Here is a 19,350-nt window from a genome sequence, read left to right on the forward strand (position 1 = left end):
GTTCGGTTCGTCCTTCCGGGTGTTCCGGGTCAGGCGGCGGTGCCGGCGGAGGGCGGCGTGGCGTAGCGGTTGGCCGGGTGGGGGTCCAGTCCCAGCAGCCCGCGCAGGGTGTCCGCCTCGTAGGCGGTGCGGAAGAGGCCGCGCCGCTGGAGTTCGGGGACCAGCCCGCGGGTGACGGCGGGCAGGTCGTGCGCGTTCACGCCGGGCCGCAGCCGGAAGCCCGACAGTCCGGCGGCACGCCGTTCCACGAGCAGGTCGGCGAGTTGGGCGGGGGTGCCGGTGAACACCTCGGAGTCGTCCTCGTAGTGGCCTGCGAGCGCGTCGAGGCGTTCCTTGCGGGCGGTCGCCGCCGGGCCGTCCTCGTCGAGGTAGACGGTGAGCTCCCCGAAGAGGTGCAGGGGCTCCGCCGGCCCGGCCGCCTCCCGGGCCCGCCGGATCGCGGCGACGGCGGCCGCCACCTCGCCGGTGTCGCGTGCGCGGACGTAGCCGATGTCGGCGGAGAGCGCCACGAGACGGTGCGCGGCCTCCCCGTCCGCGGCGGCGCCGACCGCGCTGACCACGGGCCGTCCCTGCGGGGGGCGCGGGATGATCGAGGGTCCGCGGACGCTGAAGTGACGGCCCTCGAAGTCGATGTAGTGCAGCTTGTCCCGGTCGATGAACCGGCCGGTGGCCACGTCCCGGATCTCCGCGTCGTCCTCCCAGCTGTCCCACAGCCGCCGGATCACCTCGACGTGGTCCGCGGCCTCCTCGTACAGTTCCGCGCCGGAGAGCGGGGCGGCCCTGCGGCCGAAGTGCCGCTCCTCGTACGACAGTCCGGAGACCTGGACGTGCACGCCGGCCCGGCCGCGGCTGACGTGGTCGAGGGTGGCGACGGCCTTCGAGATGTGGAAGGGCTCGGTGTGGGTGGTGGTCACGCTCGGGATCAGCCCGATGTGCCGGGTCAGCGGTGCGATGCGGGCGGCGGTCAGGACGGCGTCCAACCGCCCCCGGACCAGGTCCGTGCGCCCGTCCGGGCCGTCGGTCGAGGTGGACTGGAGGACGAGCCCGTCGTCGAGGGTGACGAAGTCGAGCAGTCCGGCCTCGGCCTCGGCCACGGCGTCGGCCCAGTAGCGGGCGGTGAACACGGCTTCGGGACGCGCCCCGGGTTCGCGCCAGGCGGCGGGATGGCCGCCGGCGCCGTCGAGCGCGACGGCCAGGTGGAGCGGTGCGGAGGAGGACGTGGGATCGGAAGGGGACGGGGCGTCAGAAGGTGACGGGGATGCGGACACGTCGGAATGCGCCTTCCTGATGGGCGTACGGAAGAGAGCCGGCGCGGGGTCGCGAATTCGTCCCGTCAGCCATTTCTTCGAAAAACGCTACGCCCGAAGGAGGGGCCATACAATGACCGCAGTATTAAGAGAACTTGGCAGCAATGTTGTCCGGGGCGCCCGGCGCCCGGAGGGCCGTGAAGAAAGGCCTGCGGCGCACGGTGAATCCGATCGACTCGTAGAGCCGGACCGCCGCGGTATTGCTCGCGGCCGTGTGCAGGAACGGCACCTCCCCCCGCTCGCGGATCCCGGCGGCGACGGCGCGCACCAGGCGCGTGGCCAGCCCCCTGCCGCGGTACCCGGGGCGGGTGCACACCGCGCTGATCTCCGTCCAGCCCGGCGGATGCAGCCGTTCGCCGGCCATCGCGACCAGTCGGCCCTGGTCGCGGATGCCGAGGTAGGTGCCGAGTTCGACGGTGCGGGGCAGGTAGGGCCCCGGTTTCGTCAGGTCGATGAGATCCAGGATCTCGGGTACGTCGGCGGGGCCGAGCCGCACCGCCTCGGGTGCGGGCTCGGCGTGCAGGGAGGTGTCGACGAGTTGGACTCCCTCGATCTCGCCGACCACCTCCCAGCCGTCCGGCGGGGTCAGTATTCCGGCCAGGGTCACGGTCCCGTCGGCTGCGGTCAGGGAACGCAATCCGTCCCAGGAGCGGGGGTCGGCCGGATCGGCGATCGCGGCGAAGGGGGCGACGTCCGGGGCGTAGCGGGCGGCGTGGCCGCCGGCCCGCTCGGCGAAGGCCGTGTGCGGGCCGGACAGCGAGGCCCAGGCCGGGTTGTCGAGGATGTGCGGGGTCACCGAGGTGGGGGTGGCGGCGCTCATGGGGATGAGGCCCTCCTTCCGTGGGGCGGCCCGGGCCGGCGTCGGCCCGCGGGTTCAGGAGTTGGTGACGGGCAGGCCGGGCGGGTTGACCTCGGAGGTGGTCACGGCCTCGTTGGGCAGGTTCCACGCGGTGAGGAGCTGCGTGTACTGGCCGTTCTTGATCAGGTGGTTGATCGCTTCCGCGACGGGCTTGGCCAGACCGCTGTCCTTCTTCGACGTCGCGGCGATCAGGCCCTGGAGGGACTCGCCGGCGCCGGAGAACGAACCGGCGTTGCGCGTCGGGGCGTTGCCGCTCGCGGCCTGGGTGATGTGGTAGGCGATCGCGGGGTTGGGCCCGAAGTTGAGGTCGATCTTCTTGCCGCTCAGCGCCAGGTTGACGCTGTTGGAGTCCGGGAAGTACTTGACTTCGATGTCCTTGCCCTCGGACCGCAGCTTCTTCTGCCACTCCAGGAGGATCTTCTCCTGGTTGGTGCCGGAGCTGACGGCCACCGTCTTGCCCGCGAGGTTGCGGTAGTCGCCGTTGAAGTTCCAGGCGTTCTCCTTCAGCGCCTCGAAGGCGAGGTTGTCCTGCCGGTAGGAGGCGAAGTCGTACTTCTTCTTGCGTTCCTCGGTGACCGTGACGTTGGTGAAGGCCACGTCGACCTTGCCGCTGTCGATGCCGACGAAGAGGTTCTCCCAGGTGGAGTTCTTCACCACGGGCTTGAGCCCCAGGGTCGCGGCGACCAGTCGGCCGAGGTCGGGCTCCGCGCCCGTGAACGTCTTCTGGTCGGTGCCGACGTAGGCGAGGGGCGGATATCCGGCGGGCAGGGCGCCGATTCCGATGACCAGTTCACCGCGTTCGCGTACGGCCTTCGGCAGTTGTGCGCGCAGGGATTCCACGGCCGGGGCGGGCAGTTCGGCTTGCCGGGCTGCCCCGTTGGAGACGGCGCCGATGGTCACCTTGCCCGTCGCGGCAGCGGTGTCGGTGGCGTTCGCGTCACCGCCGCACGCAGTGAGTCCCGAGGCGAGGGCGACGGTGGTGGTCGCCGCGCCGAGGCCGCGGACGAGTCTGGTGCGCAGGGTGGACTGGCGTTGCATGGCGTTCCTTTGTCGAGGGTTGGGTGAGATGGGGGCGGGAAGCGGGCACGCGGTGCCCGGTGGGCCGCGGCGGGTCAGAGCACCTTGCTCAGGAACTCCCGCGTCCTCGGGTGTGCCGGATGGTCCAGTACCTGTCCGGGCGGGCCCTGTTCGACGATGCGGCCCTCGTGGAGGAAGACGACCTCGTCGGCCACCTCGCGGGCGAAGCCGACCTCGTGGGTCACGATCACGAGGGTGGTGCCCCCGGTGGCCAGGTCCTTGATCACGGACAGCACCTCGCCGACCAGTTCGGGGTCGAGCGCGGAGGTGGGTTCGTCGAAGAGGATGACCCCCGGTCGCAGGGCGAGGGCCCGGGCGATGGCCACCCGCTGCTGCTGTCCGCCGGACAACTGCCGCGGGTAGGCGCCGGTACGGTCCCCCAGCCCGACGCGCTGCAACAGCTCGCGCGCCAGGGCCTGCGCCTGCGGCCGGGACAGTCTTCCGGTGGCCACCGGCGCGGCGGCGACGTTGTCCAGCAGCGTCAGGTGCGGGAAGAGGTTGAAGTTCTGGAAGACGAAGCCGATCCGGCTGCGCTGGGCGAGGATGGCGCGTTCGCTCAGTTCCTTGAGCCGGTCCCCGTGGCGCTGGACGCCGATCAGTTCCCCGCCGACGCTGACGTGGCCCGCCTCGGGCTTCTCCAGGTGGTTCAGAACGCGCAGCAGGGTGGACTTGCCGGAGCCCGAGCGGCCCAGGATCACGGTCACGGTGCCCGGTGCGACGGTGAGGCTGACCCCGTCGAGGACGCGATGGCCTCCGTACCACTTGTGGACGTCGTGTACCTCGATGGCGGCGGGCCGGACGGTCGCGGCGAGGTCGGTGGCGGTCATCGTGCCGTTTCCTTCCGGTGGCGGTTCCGCAGGTCGCGCAGGCCCGCCCGGGCCTTCTGGAGGGGGGTGGGCGGTACGGTGCGCAGCGCGCCGCGGGCGTAGTACCGCTCGACGTAGAACTGCACGACGGAGACCACGCTGGTGAGGATCACGTACCAGACGGTCGCCACCAGCAGCAGGGGCACCACGTCGCCGGGATAGGTGCTGGCCAGGCTCTGCACGGAGCCGAACAGGTCGAGCAGGGACACGTAGAAGACGAGCGAGGTGGCCTTCAGTAGGCCGATCAGCTGGTTGACGTACGAGGGGACGATCGACCGGAGTGCCTGGGGGAAGACGATCCGGGCGAACTGGTAGCGCTTGGGCAGGCCCAGCGCCGCGGCCGCCTCGTGCTGGCCCTGGTCGACCGAGAGGACTCCGGCCCGGACGATCTCGGCCGCGTACGCCGCTTCGCACAGGCTCAGGCCGACCACCGCGACGACGATGTCGGTGGCGAGCCGGGACTCGTCGAAGGTGAAGAACGCAGGTCCGAAGGGCACGCCGACGCTGAGTGTGGGGTAGAGGGCTCCGAGGTTGTAGAGGAAGAGCAGGACGACGATCAGGGGCACGGAACGGAAGAGCCAGATGTACGTCCAGCTCACCGACCGCAGTATGGGGCTGCCGGAGAGCCGGCCGACGGCGAGCAGGACGCCGCCCGCCAGGCCGGCGATCGCGCTGTACGCGGCCACCTGGAGGGTGATGAGCAGCCCTTCCAGGACGACCGGGCGCAGGAACCAGTACGCGAAACGGTCCCACTGGTAGAAGGGATTGGTGGTCAGCCCGTGGGCCGCCTGCGAGACCAGCACCAGGACGACGATGCCGGCGACCCAGCGCCCGGGACGGCGGAGCGGGAGGACCCGCGCGGCCGGGCCGGGCGGCCCCGAGGGGGCGACGGGCGCGGAGAGGAGCAGCGATTCGGTCAAGGACACTCCAGCGGCTGCGATAAGAACAATCGGGAAAAGCAGCCGTCATGCCGGACAGGAGAGGCCGCCGATATCGTTTATCTGCGGCGTAAGCTAGGCAGCCCCGAGAAGGGGTGTCAACGGTCTTGATATCGGGAAGCGGAGAAGCCCGTACCGATTTCATCCGCCGTACACACAACGCCTTCTGACGAAATGAACCGGGGCCGTGACGGCCGCGATTTCAGGTCACCGGCCGCCGGGTGCGGTCACCGTCCGCAGCCGGGCGCGCAGTCCCGCCAGTTGGATGCGCAGCCGCTTCAGGGGTGTGGGGGGCAGGTCGCGGGCCGTGCCGCGGGCGTAGTACCGCTCGACGTGGTACTGGCCGGCGCTCAGGACGGTGGTGACGGCGACGTACCAGAGCGTGGCCACCATGAGCAGCGGGATGACCTGGTAGTTCTGGTTGTAGACCAGTTGCACGGAGTACAGCAGGTCGTGGACGGCGAGCACGCTGACGATGCTGGTGCCCTTGAGCGTGCCGATCAGCATGTTTCCGGCGGTCGGCACGATCGACCGCATCGCCTGCGGTACGACGATCCGGCGCAGGGTGCGGCGCCTGCTCAGGCCGAGCGCCTGCGCGGCCTCGGTCTGTCCTGGATCCACGGAGAGGATCCCGCCGCGCACCACCTCGGCGGCGTACGCGCTCTCGTGCAGGGTGAGGCCGATGACGGCGGTGAGGGTCGGGCCGAGCAGGTTGACCGTCTTGACGGAGAACAGCTCGGGCCCGAAGGGGATGCCGAGGCCGAGGGTGGGGTAGAGGGCGCCGATGTTGAACCAGAACAGCAGTTGCACCAGCAGCGGTGTGGACCGGAAGATCCACACGTACCCCCAGCTCAGCGTGCGCAGCACCGGGTTGCCGGAGAGCCGCATCACCGCCAGCAGGGTGCCGAGCAGGAAACCGAGCACCATCACCGCGCCGGTCAGCCACAGGGTCAGCAGCAGCCCGTCGAGCACGGCGGTGGTGGTGAAGTACCGGCCCACCACGTCCCATTGGAAGGCGTCGTTGCGGACGACGGAGAGCAGCACCAGAGCGAAGACCAGCAGAGCGGCGGCGGCCGACAGCCAACGGCCCACGTGTCGGCGGGGCACGATGGGCGGCACCTCGGCATCGGGGCCGTGTTCCGGCGCAGCGGGCTTCACCACGGGATCGACCGAGGGAACGGGATCAAGAGCAGGAGCGGGAACGGGGTGCGACACGTCGGAGGCGTCGGACACGTCGGAAGGGATGGCCATGGGGAGGCTCTCCAAGGGAGGGGGCGGGCGCGGATGACGACCCGGCGGCGCGGGGGCCACCGGGATCGGGTACTCGTGTCGTCACGCTCGCCGCGTCCCTCAACGCGGCCGGAACGGCGTCCGCGCACGGCGGAACCGGTCCACCGTCGAGCTTATGCGCCCGTGGCACGCCGGTGTCAACCGTGGACGATCCCTGCGCCGAGGCCGTCCGGCATGCGGGCCTTTGCTTGACGAAGCGCATCATGTACTGCTCAAGTAGGCGCATGAATGCCCATCAGCGCTTGTTCTCGCGCGACTACATCGACTTCGGTCGGGTGTGGTCCGCGGCGTGTTGCGCCTGACGCGGCAGCGGGCCGTCTGACCGGCCCTTCCCTCCCTCGGTGACCCCGTCGCGGGCCGAGTTCTCCCTTCGCTTCACCAGCCCGCGCGTGCTGCGGCCCGCGTGAGAGAGCGCTGCTGTCGCGAGCCCGGACGCGCGCTGCCGCGCGACCCCGATCGATCCTTTCGACGCCCCGCGTCGTCACGCCCGCACATCCCCGGTCCGCCCCGCACCACCCGCGCGTGCGTTCCTTCGACGCGCCCACAACCCGCGCTCGACGAAGGGCAGTTCAGTCCTGCCCGCGTGCCCGCGCCTCACCACCGTTCCCGAAAGGCCACCCCATGCCCGTGGAATTCCTCGGCATAGCCGCGACCAACGACGGCTCCGAAACCACCGCGCGCTCCGGCGCGGCCTTCGACAAGGAGTACACGCTCCGGCTCGCCCGGGCGCACGAGGACCACGGCTGGGACCGGGTCCTGTTCGCCTACGGCTCCGGTTCCCCGGACCCCGCACCGGCGGCCGCGTATGTCGCGAGCAGACTGGAGCGCCTCCAGATCCTCCTCGCCCACCGACCCAACGTCTCGTACCCCACCTTCGCCGCGAAGACCTTCGCCACCCTCGACCAGATCAGCGAGGGCCGGCTGGCCGTGCACTTCATCACCGGCGGCAACGACCACGAACAGGGCCGCGAGGGCGACATCCTCACCAAGGACGAGCGCTACGCCCGCACCCTTGAGTACATCCGGATCGTCAAGAAGATCTGGACCTCCCGGGAGCCCTTCGACCACGAGGGCGACCACTACCGCTTCCACGACTTCGTCAGTGACGTCTTCCCCGTTCAACAACCGCGGCCCGCTGTCTCGTTCGGGGGTTCCTCGGCCGCCGCGTACGCCGCCGGGGGAGCGGAGGCGGACATCTACTGCCTGTGGGGCGAACCGCTGGAGCAGACCGCCCAGCAGATCGACGCGGTGAAGGCCGCGGCGGAGGCCGCGGGCCGCACGGACGTGCCCCGTATCCAGGTCGCGTTCCGTCCGATCATCGCCCCGACCGAGGAGCTGGCCTGGGAGAAGGCCCATCGCACGGTCGGAGCCATCAAGCAGCGCCGCGAGGCGGGCCCGGCACGGCAGCACCGCAACGGCGTCCTTCAGGCGGCGGCCCCCCAGAACACCGGATCACAGCGCCTGATCGCCATCGCCGAGGCGGGCGAGCGCTACGACAGGGCGCTGTGGACCCCGACCGCCGCCGCCACCGGGGGCGCGGGCAACTCCAATGCCCTGGTCGGTACGCCGGAGACGGTCGCCCAAGCCCTGTTGGACTACTACGACCTCGGCGTCGACATCCTCTCGGCCCGCGGCTACGACCTGCTGGGCGACGCCGTCGACTTCGGCCGGTACGTGATCCCGCTCGTCCGCGAGGAGGTCGCGAAGCGCGACGCCGCGCGGGGAGCCCGGCAGGACGCCGCGAACGCGGCACGCTCCACCCGCGAGACGCTCACGGCGGTACGCGGATGACCTCCCCGACGCACGCACCCCGTCTGGTCACGGGGTACCGCCACGCACCCTCCTGCACCCCGCTCCGCCACGGAAAGGCCTCCTCGCAGTGAACCTCCCCGGGAACGGCACCCGCACCCGCCTGCGTACCGTCGCCGCCCTCGCCCTCCTGCCCCTGCTGACGCTGACGGCGGCCTGCGGATCCGACGGCGGGGCGCCGGCGGCGGCGGGCGCCCGGGTCTCCCCCGCGCCGGCCGACGACCCGGTCGCCGACGTGCGTACCGTGGACTCGATCGCCGCGCTGCTTCCTTCCGGCGTCCGTTCGGCGGGCACCCTGCGGGTCGGCAGCTCCGTCGGCGCCCCGCCCTCGGCGTACTACCCGAACGGGCAGGACAAGCCGCCCGCGGGCCAGGACATCGACATCGCCGACGCGGTGGCCAAGGTCCTCGGCGTGAAGCTGGAACGGCAGGACGCCTCCTTCGAGACGATCCTCCCCGCCCTCGGCAGCGGCAAGTACGACTTCGGCACGGGCAACTTCGGCGTCACCGCCGAACGCCTGAAGACCATCGACTTCGTGACGTACATCAACGACGGTCAGGGTTTCGCGGTCAAGACGGGCAGCACCACGCTGACCACCAAGGTCGACGACCTCACCCGGCTGTGCGGTTGACCATCGGCACCGGGGCGGGCACGACGTTCGAGAAGACCCTCACCGCGCAGAAGGGCGTGTGCGCCGCGGCCGGCAAGAAGCCCTACGAGGTCAAGGTCTTCTCCGAGAACGGGGCCGTCACCACCGCCCTCCAGCAGGGTCGCATCGACGTCGTCATGTCGACGATCAACGGCCTGCGCTACCAGGCGGCGCAGCCCGCCGCGCAGTCCACCTTCCTCGGCGAGTACCACCGTCTCGACGTCGGCTTCGCCTTCAAGAAGGGCTCCCCGCTGACCCCCGCCTTCCAGGCCGCCGTCAACGAGCTGATCAAGAACGGGACGTACGAGCGGATCCTGAAGAAGTGGGGCACCACCGACTCCAAGATCGACACGTCGCGGACCAACCCGGCCGAACACACGTGAGCGCCGCCCCCGGCCCCGTCGGTCCGCGCACCGAGGAGGAGGAATCTTGAGCGAGGTCATGGTCGACGTCCAGGGCGTCCACAAGAGCTTCGGGACGGTGGAGGTGCTGCGCGGCGTGGACCTGAGGGTCCGGGCGGGCGAGGTCACGGTGATCCTCGGCCCCTCCGGTTCGGGGAAGTCCACGCTGCTGCGCACCATCAACCACCTGGAGAAGGTCAACCGAGGCCGGATCAGCGTGGACGGTGAGCTGATCGGCTACCGCAGTTCCCGGGGCAAGCTGCACGAGCTGAAGGAGAAGGAGGTCCTGAAGCAGCGCACGCACATCGGGTTCGTCTTCCAGAACTTCAACCTCTTCCCCCACCTCACGGTGCTGGCCAACCTCGTCGAGGCACCGCTCTCGGCGCTGCGCCGGCCGCGCAAGGAGGCGGAGGAGACGGCCCGCAGGCTGTTGGAGCGGGTCGGTCTGGCCGACCGGGCCGACGCCTACCCGCGGCAGTTGTCCGGCGGGCAGCAGCAGCGGGTGGCCATCGCCCGCGCGCTCGCCCTCGAGCCGAAGGTGCTGCTGTTCGACGAGCCGACCTCGGCTCTCGATCCGGAGCTGGTCGGTGAGGTCCTGGACGTCATCAAGGACCTGGCCCGCGCCGGAACCACCATGATCGTGGTGACGCACGAGATCGGCTTCGCGCGCGAGGTCGCCGACACCGTCGTGTTCATGGACGACGGCGTCGTGGTGGAGCAGGGTCCGCCCGCGGCCGTCCTGGACGACCCGAGGCACGCCCGCACCCGCGCCTTCCTCTCCAAGGTGCTCTGACCGGGAAGGAAGGACCAGGACCGTGGGGCGGCCGGCCCGAGCGCGAACCCGGCGGCCGCCCCGGTCGGCCCTCCCAGCATGAACTTCGCCCGGGAAGCACCCCTCACTTGCCGGCACCTATCGTTTCTCGATAGATTTCCATCGTTGCTCGATCTGAGGAGAGACGATGGGAAGACTGACGGTGCTCGCACTGCGGGCCGTGCTCGTGATGCTGGCAGCCGGCACGGTGTTCGTGCAGGCGGTGATGGTGCCGTTGTTCGCCACCGACCTGGAAGACCTCGACGCGCAGGACGCGCACCTGCGCGTCCCGCTTCTGGCCGTCACGGTTCTGGGCGTCGTGGCGGTCCAGGTGGTCCTGGTGTGCGTGTGGCGGCTGGTGACGATGGTGAAACGCGGCACGGTGTTCTCCCATGCCGCGTTCCGGTACGTGGACGTGGTGATCGGCGCGGTCGTCGCGGCGGCACTGCTGGTGTTCACCCTGGGGGTGGTCCTGGCGCCGGGCGAGGCCGTCCCGCCAGGCATGGTGCTCTTGATCGGCGGGGCCGGCGTGGGGGTCCTGGGGGTCGCACTCATCGTGCTCGTCCTGCGGATGCTGCTCGCGCAGGCCGTCGCCCGTGACGTCGAAGCAGCCCACATGCAAGCCGAGTTGGACGAGGTCATCTGATGCCGATCACCGTCGACATCGACGTGATGCTGGCCCGGCGGAAGATGTCGGTGGGCGAGCTCGCGGAGCGCGTCGGGATCACTCCGGCCAACCTGGCCGTGCTCAAGAACGGCCGCGCCAAAGCCGTGCGCTTCGCCACGCTCGCCGCGCTGTGCGAGGCGCTCGACTGCCAGCCCGGCGACCTGCTGCGCTGGGAACCCGACCCTTCCGACGCCGCACCGGACTGACGCCGCCTCGCGCCGACCCTTCGGGCGGCCGGCGCCGACCCTTGGAACGGCCGGCGCTTTCCGCACAGGCACCGGCGGGCCGCCGCGCCCGCGGACTCACGGAGAGGTGACGGCCTGCTCCAGCAGGCCGCGCAGGACGCCCTGCTCCTGCGGACCGAGGCCGGACAGCGGGGAGTCGACGGCGAGGAGTTCGAGGAGACGCGAGCGCAGTGCGGCGCCCTCGACGGTGAGGACGAGGTGCTTGGCGCGGCGGTCGGTGGGGTGCGGATGCCTCTCGACCAGGCCCTGCTTCTCCAGCTTGTCGACGACGAAGGTGGTGTTGGAGGGCTCGCAGCTCATGCGTTCGGCGAGGTCCCGCATGGTCATCGGCCCGCTCATCTCCCGCAGCGCGGTCGCCTGGGGCGCGGTGAGACCCAGGGTCGCGGCGCGCTCCCGTACATGCTCCGCGATGCGCTGGGCCAACCCGTTCACCAGACCGCACAGCTGTCGCTCGGCGATGGCCTGAAGTTCGGGGGGCGTCGTCATACCCCCACTTTAGCAAGTCCATCAAGGCTACATATTTCCAGCTTGAATGATTCGAGCTTGATGCATATGGTGACGTCGTCGTGGCGGGAATCGCGACGACCTGACGACACATCACAGGAGCACCTCCATGGCCGAACTGACGGTTGACCACGGCATCCGACTGCGCCGGGCGGCGGGAATCCGCTCGATACGGCTGGGCGAAACGAAGGTCTCGTACGTGCCGGACGGCGACGTGCGACTCCGGCCCGTCCCCCTGCTCCAGGACAGCACCGACGAGGTGTGGGCCGCCCACCCGGAGTACCTGGACTCCGCGGGTCACCTGGTGGGCAGCGTCGGCGGTCTCCTGGTGGAACTCGGAGACCGCGCCCTCCTGATCGACACGGGCTTCGGCCCGCAGACGCTCGAAGCCCCGGACGGCCCCCTCGCCACGATCCACGGAGGTGCACTCCCCCAAAGCCTGGCCGAGCTGGGTCGACGCCCCGAGGACATCGAGGCGGTGGCCTTCACCCACCTCCACTCCGATCACATCGGCTGGGCCTGCCATGCCGCGCCCGGTGGTGCCCAGCCCGTGTTCACGCACGCCGAGTACCTGGTCTCCGAGCAGGAATGGGACCGGCGTGACCTCCTGGAGGCCCAGGGCATGACCGAGCAGGTCGCGGCTCTCGCACCGCGCGTGCGCACGATCACGGACGGCCGGGAGATCTTCCCCGGCGTACGGGTGAGGATCACTCCCGGCCACACCGTGGGGCACGCCGAGTACGTCATCACCGGCGGCGGACGACGCCTGATCGCCTTCGGCGATGCCGTGCACTCCCCGATCCAGATCGACCACCCCGAGTGGTCCGCGGCCTTCGACCACGATCGGACCCTGACCGCCGACCACCGTCGCCGGCTCGTCGCCGAGCTGGCGGAGCCCGACACGATCGGCTTCGGCGTCCACTTCGCCGACGTGCAGTTCGGCCACGTCCGCCAGGGCGGGGACGGCCCGGCGTGGCGCCCCCTGGACGCCTGATCCGCCGGGCCCGACGGGAGGATGTTGGTCAGGGCTTGGGCGGTGGGGTGCCGCCGGAGGCCGTCAACGTGTAGGCGTCCTGGTCGATGACCCGCTCCTTGCCGTAGAAGGCGCCCAGCAGGCTGCCGCTCCTGGAGTTCTGCCTCTCGTCGATCATGCAGACGCTGTAGCCGGTCGCACCGGTGGTGACCGGCAGATCCGGCACGTGGCAGTCCGGGTGCGCGGTGCGCCCGGGGCCGTTGGATGAGGCCGCCCCTTCCCTGCTCGACGCGAACGGGTACTCGTCGCACGACCTGGTCGCCAGACGTCGGTCCTCGGACACCCTGCCGGAACGGGGGCAGGACTTCTGCCGGTTGATGTCACGCTTCACCTTGTCGGCCAGACGGTGCAGGGGCCGACCGGCGGCGCCGGGGAGACCGGAGCGGAGGGCTTCCTGGACATGCCAGGTCTGTTCCGGAGTGGACGCGGTCAGCTCGAACTCCGGGGTGACGCCGGGGACGACACAGCCCTGGCGGTACTTGCCCGAGGACGTCTTCATGGTGGAGTCGCAGCGGAAGCCGGTCGTCGGAACGAGCCCGGAGGAGGAAGCCGTGACGCCGGGATCGAGGTTTCCGAGGTCCCAGGCGATCCTCGTCGCGGGGTCCCTGGTGCTGTCGTCCGCCATGGTCTGCTGCCTCCACTTGACCACGATCACTTTGCGCATGCCCGGTTTGATCACCGACCCGTTGGCGGCTCCCTGCTCGATGCTGTACGCGTCGGGGCCATATCCGAGGTAGGTCGGCTGGTAGCGGAAGGTCGGCGTACCGACCTTGCCCGTGAACGCCCCGAAATCGACGCGGAACTCCTGCCGCATCTCACCGGACCGGTGTGAGGTGAGGATCCCCGTCTTCACCGTGAAGGGCACCCTGCCGACCTCGACACCCTTGGAGTCGACGACATGGACCGCCAGGTCGGTCCACACCGCGCAGGCGTTCTTCCGGGTCGTCCGCCACCGTCCGTCCCACGGAGCCGTGGTGCACCAGCCGGGGATGAACGTGGCGGCCGTGTCCGGGCCGTCGATGATCGGATCCTCGTCGTCCTGCGGGGCGCGGGGTGCGCGCACGGCCGTGCCCTCGCGCATGCAGGAGGTACCGGTCTCGCAGGGTTCCAGGCTGCCGGCCTTGCCCAGGGTGATCGGTGCGGCCCGGCCGGTGCGGGCGTCCGCCGCGAAGTCGTCCCAGGTCACCGGTTCGGCTTCGTCGACGGTGGGCTCCGCGTCCCCGTCGTCGGGGACCGCCCCGGCGGCGGGGTCGGTGGGGAATCCCATGGCGCCGAACTGGAACTCCTGGTCCCAGGAGGACCCGCGTGGCCGCTGGTCGGCGACGGGGTAGCCGTACGGTCCGCGTTCGTATCCGGACTGCGCCCACTTGTTCAGCAGCCCACCGCTGATCGGGTGGGGGCCGTACGCCTCGGTCCAGTAGATCATTCCGTGCTCGAACCGGGTGGCCCGTCCGAGTCCGTCCGGGGTACCGAACTCGTCGCTGATCGGGTAGCCGAGGTAGCCGGCTTCCCAGCCCGCCTCACCCCACTTGTCCCGGATGGCGCCGTGTACCGCATAGGCCTCGTTGAGCTTCCAGTAGACGGTGCCGCGTTCGAAGTACTGACGCCGTCCGACGTTGTCCGGATTCACGAACTCGTCGGAGGTGGGGTAGCCCAGCGGTCCCCCCTCGTAGCCGTTGCGGGCCCATGCCGCGAAGAAGTGGTTGACCACCGGGTGCGCCCCGCCCTGCGGCGACCAGTAGACGGGCCCGTTGACGAACTCGGTGCGCTTGCCGTACCCGTCCGGATTGGTCAGTTCGCCGGACTTCGGGAAGGACAGGAAACCGTTCGGGCCACCGAGTTCGTTGTACTTGTCCCGGATGGCACCACACACCTCGTACGGCGCGGGCCAGTACACCTGGCAGCCGGGGGCGGCGCCCTGCCGGGCCTCCATGGTCTCGGCCCTGTCCGCCTCCGCCTTGCCGAACCCGGCCGGCACGGACTCCCGGTCCGAGCGCATCCGCCCCGGGGTGACCTGGCCCTTCGGTGCGGACGTCGACCGCCAGGCCGGCGAGTCGTGCGCCGCGTCGGCCACCGTGGCCCCGCCCGCCATGGTAACCACCATGGCCATGAGCACGGGTAACAGCAAGCGCCGTGTGAACACCGCGATCCCCTCCCTCGACTTCCACGGCGGGCACTGCCGCGCGATCCGGATCACCACACCTGACGGACGTGCCGGAACCGGTACTCGGCCGCCCCGTCGCCGAGGCCGCGGCGGCCGTGTTCGGGGTGCTGGTCAGACGGCGGAACCGCCCTCGCGATCGCACCCGTCGCCACGCGACGGCCCCGCATCACAGCAGTACTTGGGGTCACGGGAGTACATGTGTCCGGCACGCGTCCAGTGTGGTGCCCCCTCCACAGAACTGGAAGTCTTTCTAGAAAGAAGTCCAAAAAGAGTGTTCTACGCTGTATCACCACAAGGACCACAGTGACCTGCCGATTCGACACCGAGGACGCCTGCCCGATGAGCCCGAAGCAGCAACGCGGCGAAGCCACCGTCGAACAGGTCCTGGACGCGGCGCTCCGCATCTACGCCTCGTCGGGGGAGGCCGGTCTCACGCTCGGCGCCATCACCAAGGCCAGTGGGGTCAGTTCGGGTAGCATCTACCACCACTTCGGCAGTCTCGACGGCGTGCTCGCCGCACTCGCACACCGCTCGCTGGGCCAACTCCTCCAGACCCTGCTGGCGGCGTTGACCCGGACGACCGACGCGCGTTCCGGCATCCGAGCCGTGGTCCTGGCCTACCTGGACTTCGTACGGGCCCATCCGGACGCGGCCCGCCTCATGCACTCCGTCACCGCGGACCGCGAGGGCATGGCCCACGCGGGGGAGATCCGCGACTCCCAGGAGGCCCGGCTGACACCGATCGCCCTCTGGATCCAGGAGCACCAGAAATCCGGCGAACTCGCCGACCTGTCCACCCCCTTGATCGAGTCCCTCGTCATGGGCCCGGTCGTCGGTGCCGTCCGCCGCTGGCTCACCGTGGGCGATCTGGATCTGGAGGAGGCAGCCGGCGCGTTGCCCGAACACATCTGGCGTTCGGTCCGCCGTTAGCCCGGTTCCCACGGGGGCGGGTGAGTCCGGTCCGGGGTCAGTACTCCTGCCCCTCGGACATCCGGTCCGGGGTCAGCCCTCCTGCTCCCCGGACAGGAAGTCGGCCACCAGCTCGGGCGGGTTGGCGGCGCGGGTCAGCTCGAACATCTCGTCCGGGGCGAACATGTCGTAGAGGACCACGGGCACGGGGCGCCCCAGAGCGGCCACCAGATGCCCTCCCTCGTGGAGTTCCCTGGCGAGGTCGACGCAGAGCGCGTGGAACGCGGCGTCGAGCCGCTCGGCGCGCTCCTCCTCGCCGTCCTCGTCCTCGCCCTCCCACCACAGGCCCTCGGCGACGGCTTCCCGGTGGTGCAACTCCGACCCCCGGGGGTCGTGGACGTGGTCGTGTCCGAGGATGCGGACACCCTCCAGGGCGGAGGGCGGGAAGTACGCGTAGCTCCAGCGGGCCTCCCACTCCTCGGGCGGATCCGGCCGGGTGAGCTGCCGGTCGACGTGGTCCTCGGTGACGTATCCGAACGCCAGGTACGGGAGGCGCGGGTCCTGGGCAACGCTGTCGATACGGAAGGTGACGGCATGGATCCCGGGCTTGAGCGCGTCGGGGATCTCCGCCAACTCCTGCACGACCCGCTCCTGCATGTGCTGTCGGAAGGTGGTCAAGAGGACTCCTCGGCTGTCGTTCCGGCACCGCGCCGCACCGACCCCCACACCGGCGGCGGTGGCGAACGGCAGTGGTGTGGGCCGACCGCCGCCTGATCGCGCTGATGATCGTACCGAGACGGGTTCAGGTACGTGCGGGCCTGCTCGGACCGGCGATCAGCCGGGCCCCTGCGGAGACTCGGCCCGGAGCGCATCAAGCGCTTCAGCCGCCTTCAGGGCCGCTGCGCGCGCCTTCTTCGCCTGCTGTTCGGCCCGGTCACGGCGGCGGATGGCGGTGTCGACGGTCGGCGTGAGGCCATCGCGTTCCTCGCCCGTGCGGTCCAGTTCCTCTCTCAGGGACGCGATCTGCTCTTCGAGGGCGGCGAGTCGAGACCGGTGGTCGGCCAACTCGCCCTCCGCCTCCGCGAGAGCGGCCTCGGCTGTCTCCGCCGCACCCGCCGCCCGCTCTGCCAGCGCCTCGACCTCCGCCTTGGCCTTGGCCTTGGCCTTGGCCTCCGCGTTCGCGTTCTCATCCGCGACAGCGTGGGCCCGCTTCCCCGTCCCTTCGTCCGGCTGGGCCCGAGCTCCGGTAGACCGCCCCTCGGCTGCACTCGGCGGAGACGGTGCGGGCGCGTTCCCCAGGGCCGGCCGGGGTGTGGTGCCGGGATCGGGTTCCAGCCCGGTGAAGCCCACGGCAGCGTGGGGTGCCTTCACCAGGACACCTCCCGCCCAGGCCTCGGCGGCTTCCTCGTCGGTCAGGACGGCGTGAAGGATCTGCTCGACCTCGTGTTGAACGCCCTCGGAGACCGGCTGCCCGGCCTCGTCGGCCAGGACGCGGGCCTGGCGGGCCATCGCGGCGATCACGACGTGCTGCCGGCGCGACAACTCCCGCAGTTCCCCGCCCGCCCATGTCCGGTGTGCCTCACGCAACGCCTGCCCGATTTCGAGAAGCCGCCGGGCCTGGCCTTGATCGGCGCGCGCGAGGAGGTTCGCGCACCAGACGGCCAGCGTCGGCTTCCGCAGTGCCCCGACCCGCTTCGCCACGGCACGCTCACCGGCCGCACGCGCCTCGGACGCGCGGGCATCCCGGGCCGCCGTGAACTCCTGGGGCCGCAATCCGTACAACTCACGCATCAGCGCGTCGACATCCACACCCCCACTCTCCCCCGCCGCCCCCTGCCCGTCACGGACCGACGCCGCCGTGGCGACCGACCGGCCCTCCCGCCGGGCTACCACTGGACCTGGCCAACCTTCCCCCCTGCTCGGGTACGCGCTGCACGACTCCGCCCGCAATCTCCGCTGCCCGATCCGGTGGTGCCGTGTCGCGGGCTCGCGATGAGGCACAGGTCGGAACGCCGCCCCGCCCTTGGCGTGACGTCCGTCCGTGGAACGCCGGACACGCGCCGAAGGTGTCTCCTACGCTGACTCGGTGCCCGTGCGAAACAGGGCGACACAGGGGGGAACATGGTCACCGCTCCGACCTTGGTGCGCAGAGGTCAACCGGCCTGGTTGCTGCTCGTCGCAAGCGCCACGGTGGTCATGCCGTTGGCCGCGTTCGGACGTCATGCGACGCCACTGCCCGAGCTGATGCCCGCCATCCTGGGCGGCGTGCTCGCGAACGCCGCCATCCCGGGCGTCATCGCCCTCAGCCAGTACATGCTGGTGCGCACCGGACGGATGGAGCTCTCCGTCGTCGGCGTCGCGAGCCTGAGTTCGGCCGTCATCGGTGTGAACAGCGCGCACGGAAACGCGGGAACGCTCGTCGGCCTTCTCGCCGCCGCCCTCCTCGCCCTCCCCTTCGCGCTGATCAGCGCGTTCCTCGCGGTCAAGGCGGACATGGGCTATGCCATGGTCGCCGCCGTCGCCGTGGTGCTGGGGGCGGACCAGTTGGTGACCGAGGTGGCTCCGGAGACCGTCAACGCGGACGCGGGACTGATGGCCGTGCTGGGGGCCGGCACGTACGTGCCCGTCGCGTTCCTCGTCGCCGCCGCGCTGTTCGCCGGCGTCGCCTGGTGCGCGCCCCGGCAGCAGGCGGCACTCGCCACCGGGACCGCCGGATGGGTCCGGACCGCTTTCGTGCTCTACGTCCCGGCGTTCCTCCTCGCCGTACTGGCGGGGTTGCTCTACACGGCGCGCGTCCAGGCGGCCACACCGCAGGGGCTGGGTGAGAAGTTCGTGCTGGTCTGTGTGCTGGCGGTCGTCGCGGGCGGGGCGAGCCTGAAGGCCCACCGCGCGTCCCTGGCCGATGTGGCGGTGGGGAGCCTGTTCACCGGTTCCTTCTCGACGTTCCTCTACGTGGAGGGCGTCAGCGCCTCCCGTTTCAACGTGTACGTCGCGGTGGCGTGCCTCGCCTTCATCCTGCTCGACTGCCTGCGTCTGCGGCGTGTGCCGGCCGTGGGTACGCCGGCCGTGGGCGCGACGGTCTGACCTGCCTGCCGGAGCAGTCCCCGGCGCACCCCTCGCTCCGACCCGACCCGGCCTGCCCCAACCCGGCCCGACCCGGTCCGTCGGCGGCCGCCCGGCTGCGGCGCCCGGCTCCGGCACCCGCTGTCACCCCGCGTGGCGGCTCCCCATGGCGCCCGGGGCGTTCTCGTTGTAGCGCAGCAGGTACGCGGCGAAGCGGTCCAGGTCCTCGCGCGGCCAGTCCACGAGCCGCTCGCGGAACATCTCGCGCCGGTTGCGTGTCACCTGGGCCAGGACCTCGGTCCCCTCGGACGTGAGCTCCAGTACCTGTACCCGGTGGTCCTCGGGGTCGGCGCAGCGCTCGACCAGCCCCGCTCGCTCCAGCGCCGCGACCTGGCGGCTGACCGTCGACTTGTCCAGCGCGTAGTGGGCGGCGAGGTCTGCGGCCCGGCAGCCCCGGCGCTCCTCCAGGTGGCTGAGCAGGGTGAAGGACACGAGGGAAAGCTCCGGGTGCATGCGTGCGGCCGCCGCCCGGGCGCGCCGGGCGAAGGACGTCATCTCGCGCTGAATCGTCTCGATGGCCGCGTCCCGGCGCTCGCCCTCCGGCCGGCTCCCGCCGGCCGACCCCGTCGCGCCGGCCGCGTCCGTCGTACCGGTTGTCTCCGTTGTCACAGTGACCTCCCTTGCCGTTTAGTTGTATAGTACAACCGGAACGAAAAGTTGTATATGCCAACTACCTGCCGACCCTGGCTGCACGCGCA

General features: G+C 70.7%; 18 protein-coding genes and 1 pseudogene. 8 read left to right on the top strand and 11 right to left on the bottom strand.

Translation table 11 applies throughout. The features are described 5' to 3' along the window. Positions 1–29: 29 nt before the first annotated feature. The 6 genes from OG906_RS02715 to OG906_RS02740 all read right to left on the bottom strand — a co-directional run bounded on the left by OG906_RS02715 (position 30) and on the right by OG906_RS02740 (position 6,298). Positions 30–1,268 carry an LLM class flavin-dependent oxidoreductase gene (locus OG906_RS02715; protein ID WP_329439588.1) on the bottom strand — a complete coding sequence of 413 codons (1,239 nt, stop codon included), beginning with the start codon at positions 1,266–1,268 and terminating at the stop codon, positions 30–32. 124 nt (positions 1,269–1,392) lie between these two features. Continuing rightward, a complete protein-coding gene (locus tag OG906_RS02720) occupies positions 1,393–2,127 on the bottom strand; it encodes a GNAT family N-acetyltransferase (protein ID WP_329439590.1) in 735 nt (244 codons plus the stop codon). 54 nt (positions 2,128–2,181) lie between these two features. Further along, positions 2,182–3,204: a transporter substrate-binding domain-containing protein gene (locus OG906_RS02725; RefSeq protein ID WP_329439592.1), complete on the bottom strand. Its 1,023-nt coding sequence runs from the start codon at positions 3,202–3,204 to the stop codon at positions 2,182–2,184. A 74-nt stretch (positions 3,205–3,278) separates the two neighbouring features. Next, a complete protein-coding gene (locus OG906_RS02730) occupies positions 3,279–4,070 on the bottom strand; it encodes an amino acid ABC transporter ATP-binding protein (protein ID WP_329439595.1) in 792 nt (263 codons plus the stop codon). Further along, positions 4,067–5,029, bottom strand: a complete 963-nt coding sequence (locus OG906_RS02735) for an amino acid ABC transporter permease (RefSeq protein WP_329439597.1) — start codon at positions 5,027–5,029, stop codon at positions 4,067–4,069. The genes OG906_RS02730 and OG906_RS02735 overlap by 4 nt, the downstream gene beginning before the upstream one ends. A 225-nt stretch (positions 5,030–5,254) precedes the next feature. Next, positions 5,255–6,298, bottom strand: coding sequence for an amino acid ABC transporter permease (locus OG906_RS02740; protein ID WP_329439598.1), 1,044 nt, complete (start codon positions 6,296–6,298; stop codon positions 5,255–5,257). Between the two features lie 660 nt (positions 6,299–6,958). Between OG906_RS02740 and OG906_RS02745 the strand changes: the two genes are divergently transcribed. The 5 genes and pseudogenes from OG906_RS02745 (at position 6,959) to OG906_RS02765 (ending at position 10,880) form a co-directional block, all read left to right on the top strand. Next, the gene (locus OG906_RS02745; protein WP_329439599.1) at positions 6,959–8,128 is read left to right on the top strand and encodes an LLM class flavin-dependent oxidoreductase; all 1,170 of its coding nucleotides are present in this window, start codon (positions 6,959–6,961) and stop codon (positions 8,126–8,128) included. An 88-nt stretch (positions 8,129–8,216) separates the two neighbouring features. Continuing rightward, positions 8,217–9,178: pseudogene (locus OG906_RS02750) on the top strand (ABC transporter substrate-binding protein). A 58-nt stretch (positions 9,179–9,236) separates the two neighbouring features. Further along, entirely contained in the window at positions 9,237–9,989 is a 753-nt protein-coding gene (locus OG906_RS02755; RefSeq protein ID WP_443067445.1) for an amino acid ABC transporter ATP-binding protein, read from the top strand. Between the two features lie 166 nt (positions 9,990–10,155). Further along, entirely contained in the window at positions 10,156–10,653 is a 498-nt protein-coding gene (locus tag OG906_RS02760; protein ID WP_329439603.1) for a DUF2975 domain-containing protein, read from the top strand. Then, on the top strand, positions 10,653–10,880 hold the full coding sequence (locus OG906_RS02765; protein ID WP_329439605.1) for a helix-turn-helix domain-containing protein: 228 nt from the start codon (positions 10,653–10,655) through the stop codon (positions 10,878–10,880). The genes OG906_RS02760 and OG906_RS02765 overlap by 1 nt, the downstream gene beginning before the upstream one ends. Positions 10,881–10,976: 96 nt before the next feature. Here OG906_RS02765 and OG906_RS02770 read toward each other — a convergent pair whose 3' ends face one another. Continuing rightward, positions 10,977–11,405, bottom strand: coding sequence for a MarR family winged helix-turn-helix transcriptional regulator (locus tag OG906_RS02770; protein WP_329439607.1), 429 nt, complete (start codon positions 11,403–11,405; stop codon positions 10,977–10,979). A gap of 127 nt (positions 11,406–11,532) precedes the next feature. Between OG906_RS02770 and OG906_RS02775 the strand changes: the two genes are divergently transcribed. Beyond that, a complete protein-coding gene (locus OG906_RS02775; protein WP_329439610.1) occupies positions 11,533–12,417 on the top strand; it encodes an MBL fold metallo-hydrolase in 885 nt (294 codons plus the stop codon). A gap of 28 nt (positions 12,418–12,445) precedes the next feature. Here OG906_RS02775 and OG906_RS02780 read toward each other — a convergent pair whose 3' ends face one another. Next, the gene (locus OG906_RS02780; RefSeq protein ID WP_329439612.1) at positions 12,446–14,566 is read right to left on the bottom strand and encodes a NucA/NucB deoxyribonuclease domain-containing protein; all 2,121 of its coding nucleotides are present in this window, start codon (positions 14,564–14,566) and stop codon (positions 12,446–12,448) included. Positions 14,567–14,959: 393 nt separating this feature from the next. Between OG906_RS02780 and OG906_RS02785 the strand changes: the two genes are divergently transcribed. Further along, positions 14,960–15,550 (top strand): TetR/AcrR family transcriptional regulator, encoded by a 591-nt coding sequence (locus tag OG906_RS02785; RefSeq protein WP_329439613.1) that lies wholly within the window; start codon positions 14,960–14,962, stop codon positions 15,548–15,550. A 72-nt stretch (positions 15,551–15,622) separates the two neighbouring features. On the opposite strand, the gene OG906_RS02790 is transcribed toward OG906_RS02785, so the two are convergent. Together OG906_RS02790 and OG906_RS02795 are read right to left on the bottom strand one after the other, a co-directional pair. Beyond that, positions 15,623–16,207: a hypothetical protein gene (locus OG906_RS02790; RefSeq protein WP_329439615.1), complete on the bottom strand. Its 585-nt coding sequence runs from the start codon at positions 16,205–16,207 to the stop codon at positions 15,623–15,625. A 156-nt stretch (positions 16,208–16,363) separates the two neighbouring features. Further along, positions 16,364–17,338: a hypothetical protein gene (locus OG906_RS02795; protein WP_329439617.1), complete on the bottom strand. Its 975-nt coding sequence runs from the start codon at positions 17,336–17,338 to the stop codon at positions 16,364–16,366. A 312-nt stretch (positions 17,339–17,650) separates the two neighbouring features. Here OG906_RS02795 and OG906_RS02800 point away from each other — a divergent pair, with 312 nt between their 5' ends. Next, positions 17,651–18,613, top strand: a complete 963-nt coding sequence (locus OG906_RS02800) for a hypothetical protein (protein WP_329439618.1) — start codon at positions 17,651–17,653, stop codon at positions 18,611–18,613. A 123-nt stretch (positions 18,614–18,736) separates the two neighbouring features. On the opposite strand, the gene OG906_RS02805 is transcribed toward OG906_RS02800, so the two are convergent. After that, a complete protein-coding gene (locus OG906_RS02805) occupies positions 18,737–19,147 on the bottom strand; it encodes a MarR family winged helix-turn-helix transcriptional regulator (protein WP_329447907.1) in 411 nt (136 codons plus the stop codon). Between the last annotated feature and the right edge of the window lie 203 nt (positions 19,148–19,350).

The organism is Streptomyces sp. NBC_01426, assembly GCF_036231985.1.
GTDB lineage: Bacteria > Actinomycetota > Actinomycetes > Streptomycetales > Streptomycetaceae > Streptomyces.

Bases quoted from the DNA above. Each gene is read 5' to 3' on its own strand.
- OG906_RS02720 (WP_329439590.1), bottom strand. From the start codon at position 2,127: ATGAGCGCCGCCACCCCCACCTCGGTGACCCCGCACATCCTCGACAAC.
- OG906_RS02760 (WP_329439603.1), top strand. From the start codon at position 10,156: ATGGGAAGACTGACGGTGCTCGCACTGCGGGCCGTGCTCGTGATGCTG.
- OG906_RS02805 (WP_329447907.1), bottom strand. From the start codon at position 19,147: ATGACGTCCTTCGCCCGGCGCGCCCGGGCGGCGGCCGCACGCATGCAC.
- OG906_RS02800 (WP_329439618.1), top strand. From the start codon at position 17,651: ATGGTCACCGCTCCGACCTTGGTGCGCAGAGGTCAACCGGCCTGGTTG.
- OG906_RS02780 (WP_329439612.1), bottom strand. From the start codon at position 14,566: ATGGCCATGGTGGTTACCATGGCGGGCGGGGCCACGGTGGCCGACGCG.
- OG906_RS02730 (WP_329439595.1), bottom strand. From the start codon at position 4,070: ATGACCGCCACCGACCTCGCCGCGACCGTCCGGCCCGCCGCCATCGAG.
- OG906_RS02770 (WP_329439607.1), bottom strand. From the start codon at position 11,405: ATGACGACGCCCCCCGAACTTCAGGCCATCGCCGAGCGACAGCTGTGC.
- OG906_RS02775 (WP_329439610.1), top strand. From the start codon at position 11,533: ATGGCCGAACTGACGGTTGACCACGGCATCCGACTGCGCCGGGCGGCG.
- OG906_RS02745 (WP_329439599.1), top strand. From the start codon at position 6,959: ATGCCCGTGGAATTCCTCGGCATAGCCGCGACCAACGACGGCTCCGAA.
- OG906_RS02765 (WP_329439605.1), top strand. From the start codon at position 10,653: ATGCCGATCACCGTCGACATCGACGTGATGCTGGCCCGGCGGAAGATG.
- OG906_RS02755 (WP_443067445.1), top strand. From the start codon at position 9,237: ATGGTCGACGTCCAGGGCGTCCACAAGAGCTTCGGGACGGTGGAGGTG.
- OG906_RS02740 (WP_329439598.1), bottom strand. From the start codon at position 6,298: ATGGCCATCCCTTCCGACGTGTCCGACGCCTCCGACGTGTCGCACCCC.
- OG906_RS02725 (WP_329439592.1), bottom strand. From the start codon at position 3,204: ATGCAACGCCAGTCCACCCTGCGCACCAGACTCGTCCGCGGCCTCGGC.
- OG906_RS02785 (WP_329439613.1), top strand. From the start codon at position 14,960: ATGAGCCCGAAGCAGCAACGCGGCGAAGCCACCGTCGAACAGGTCCTG.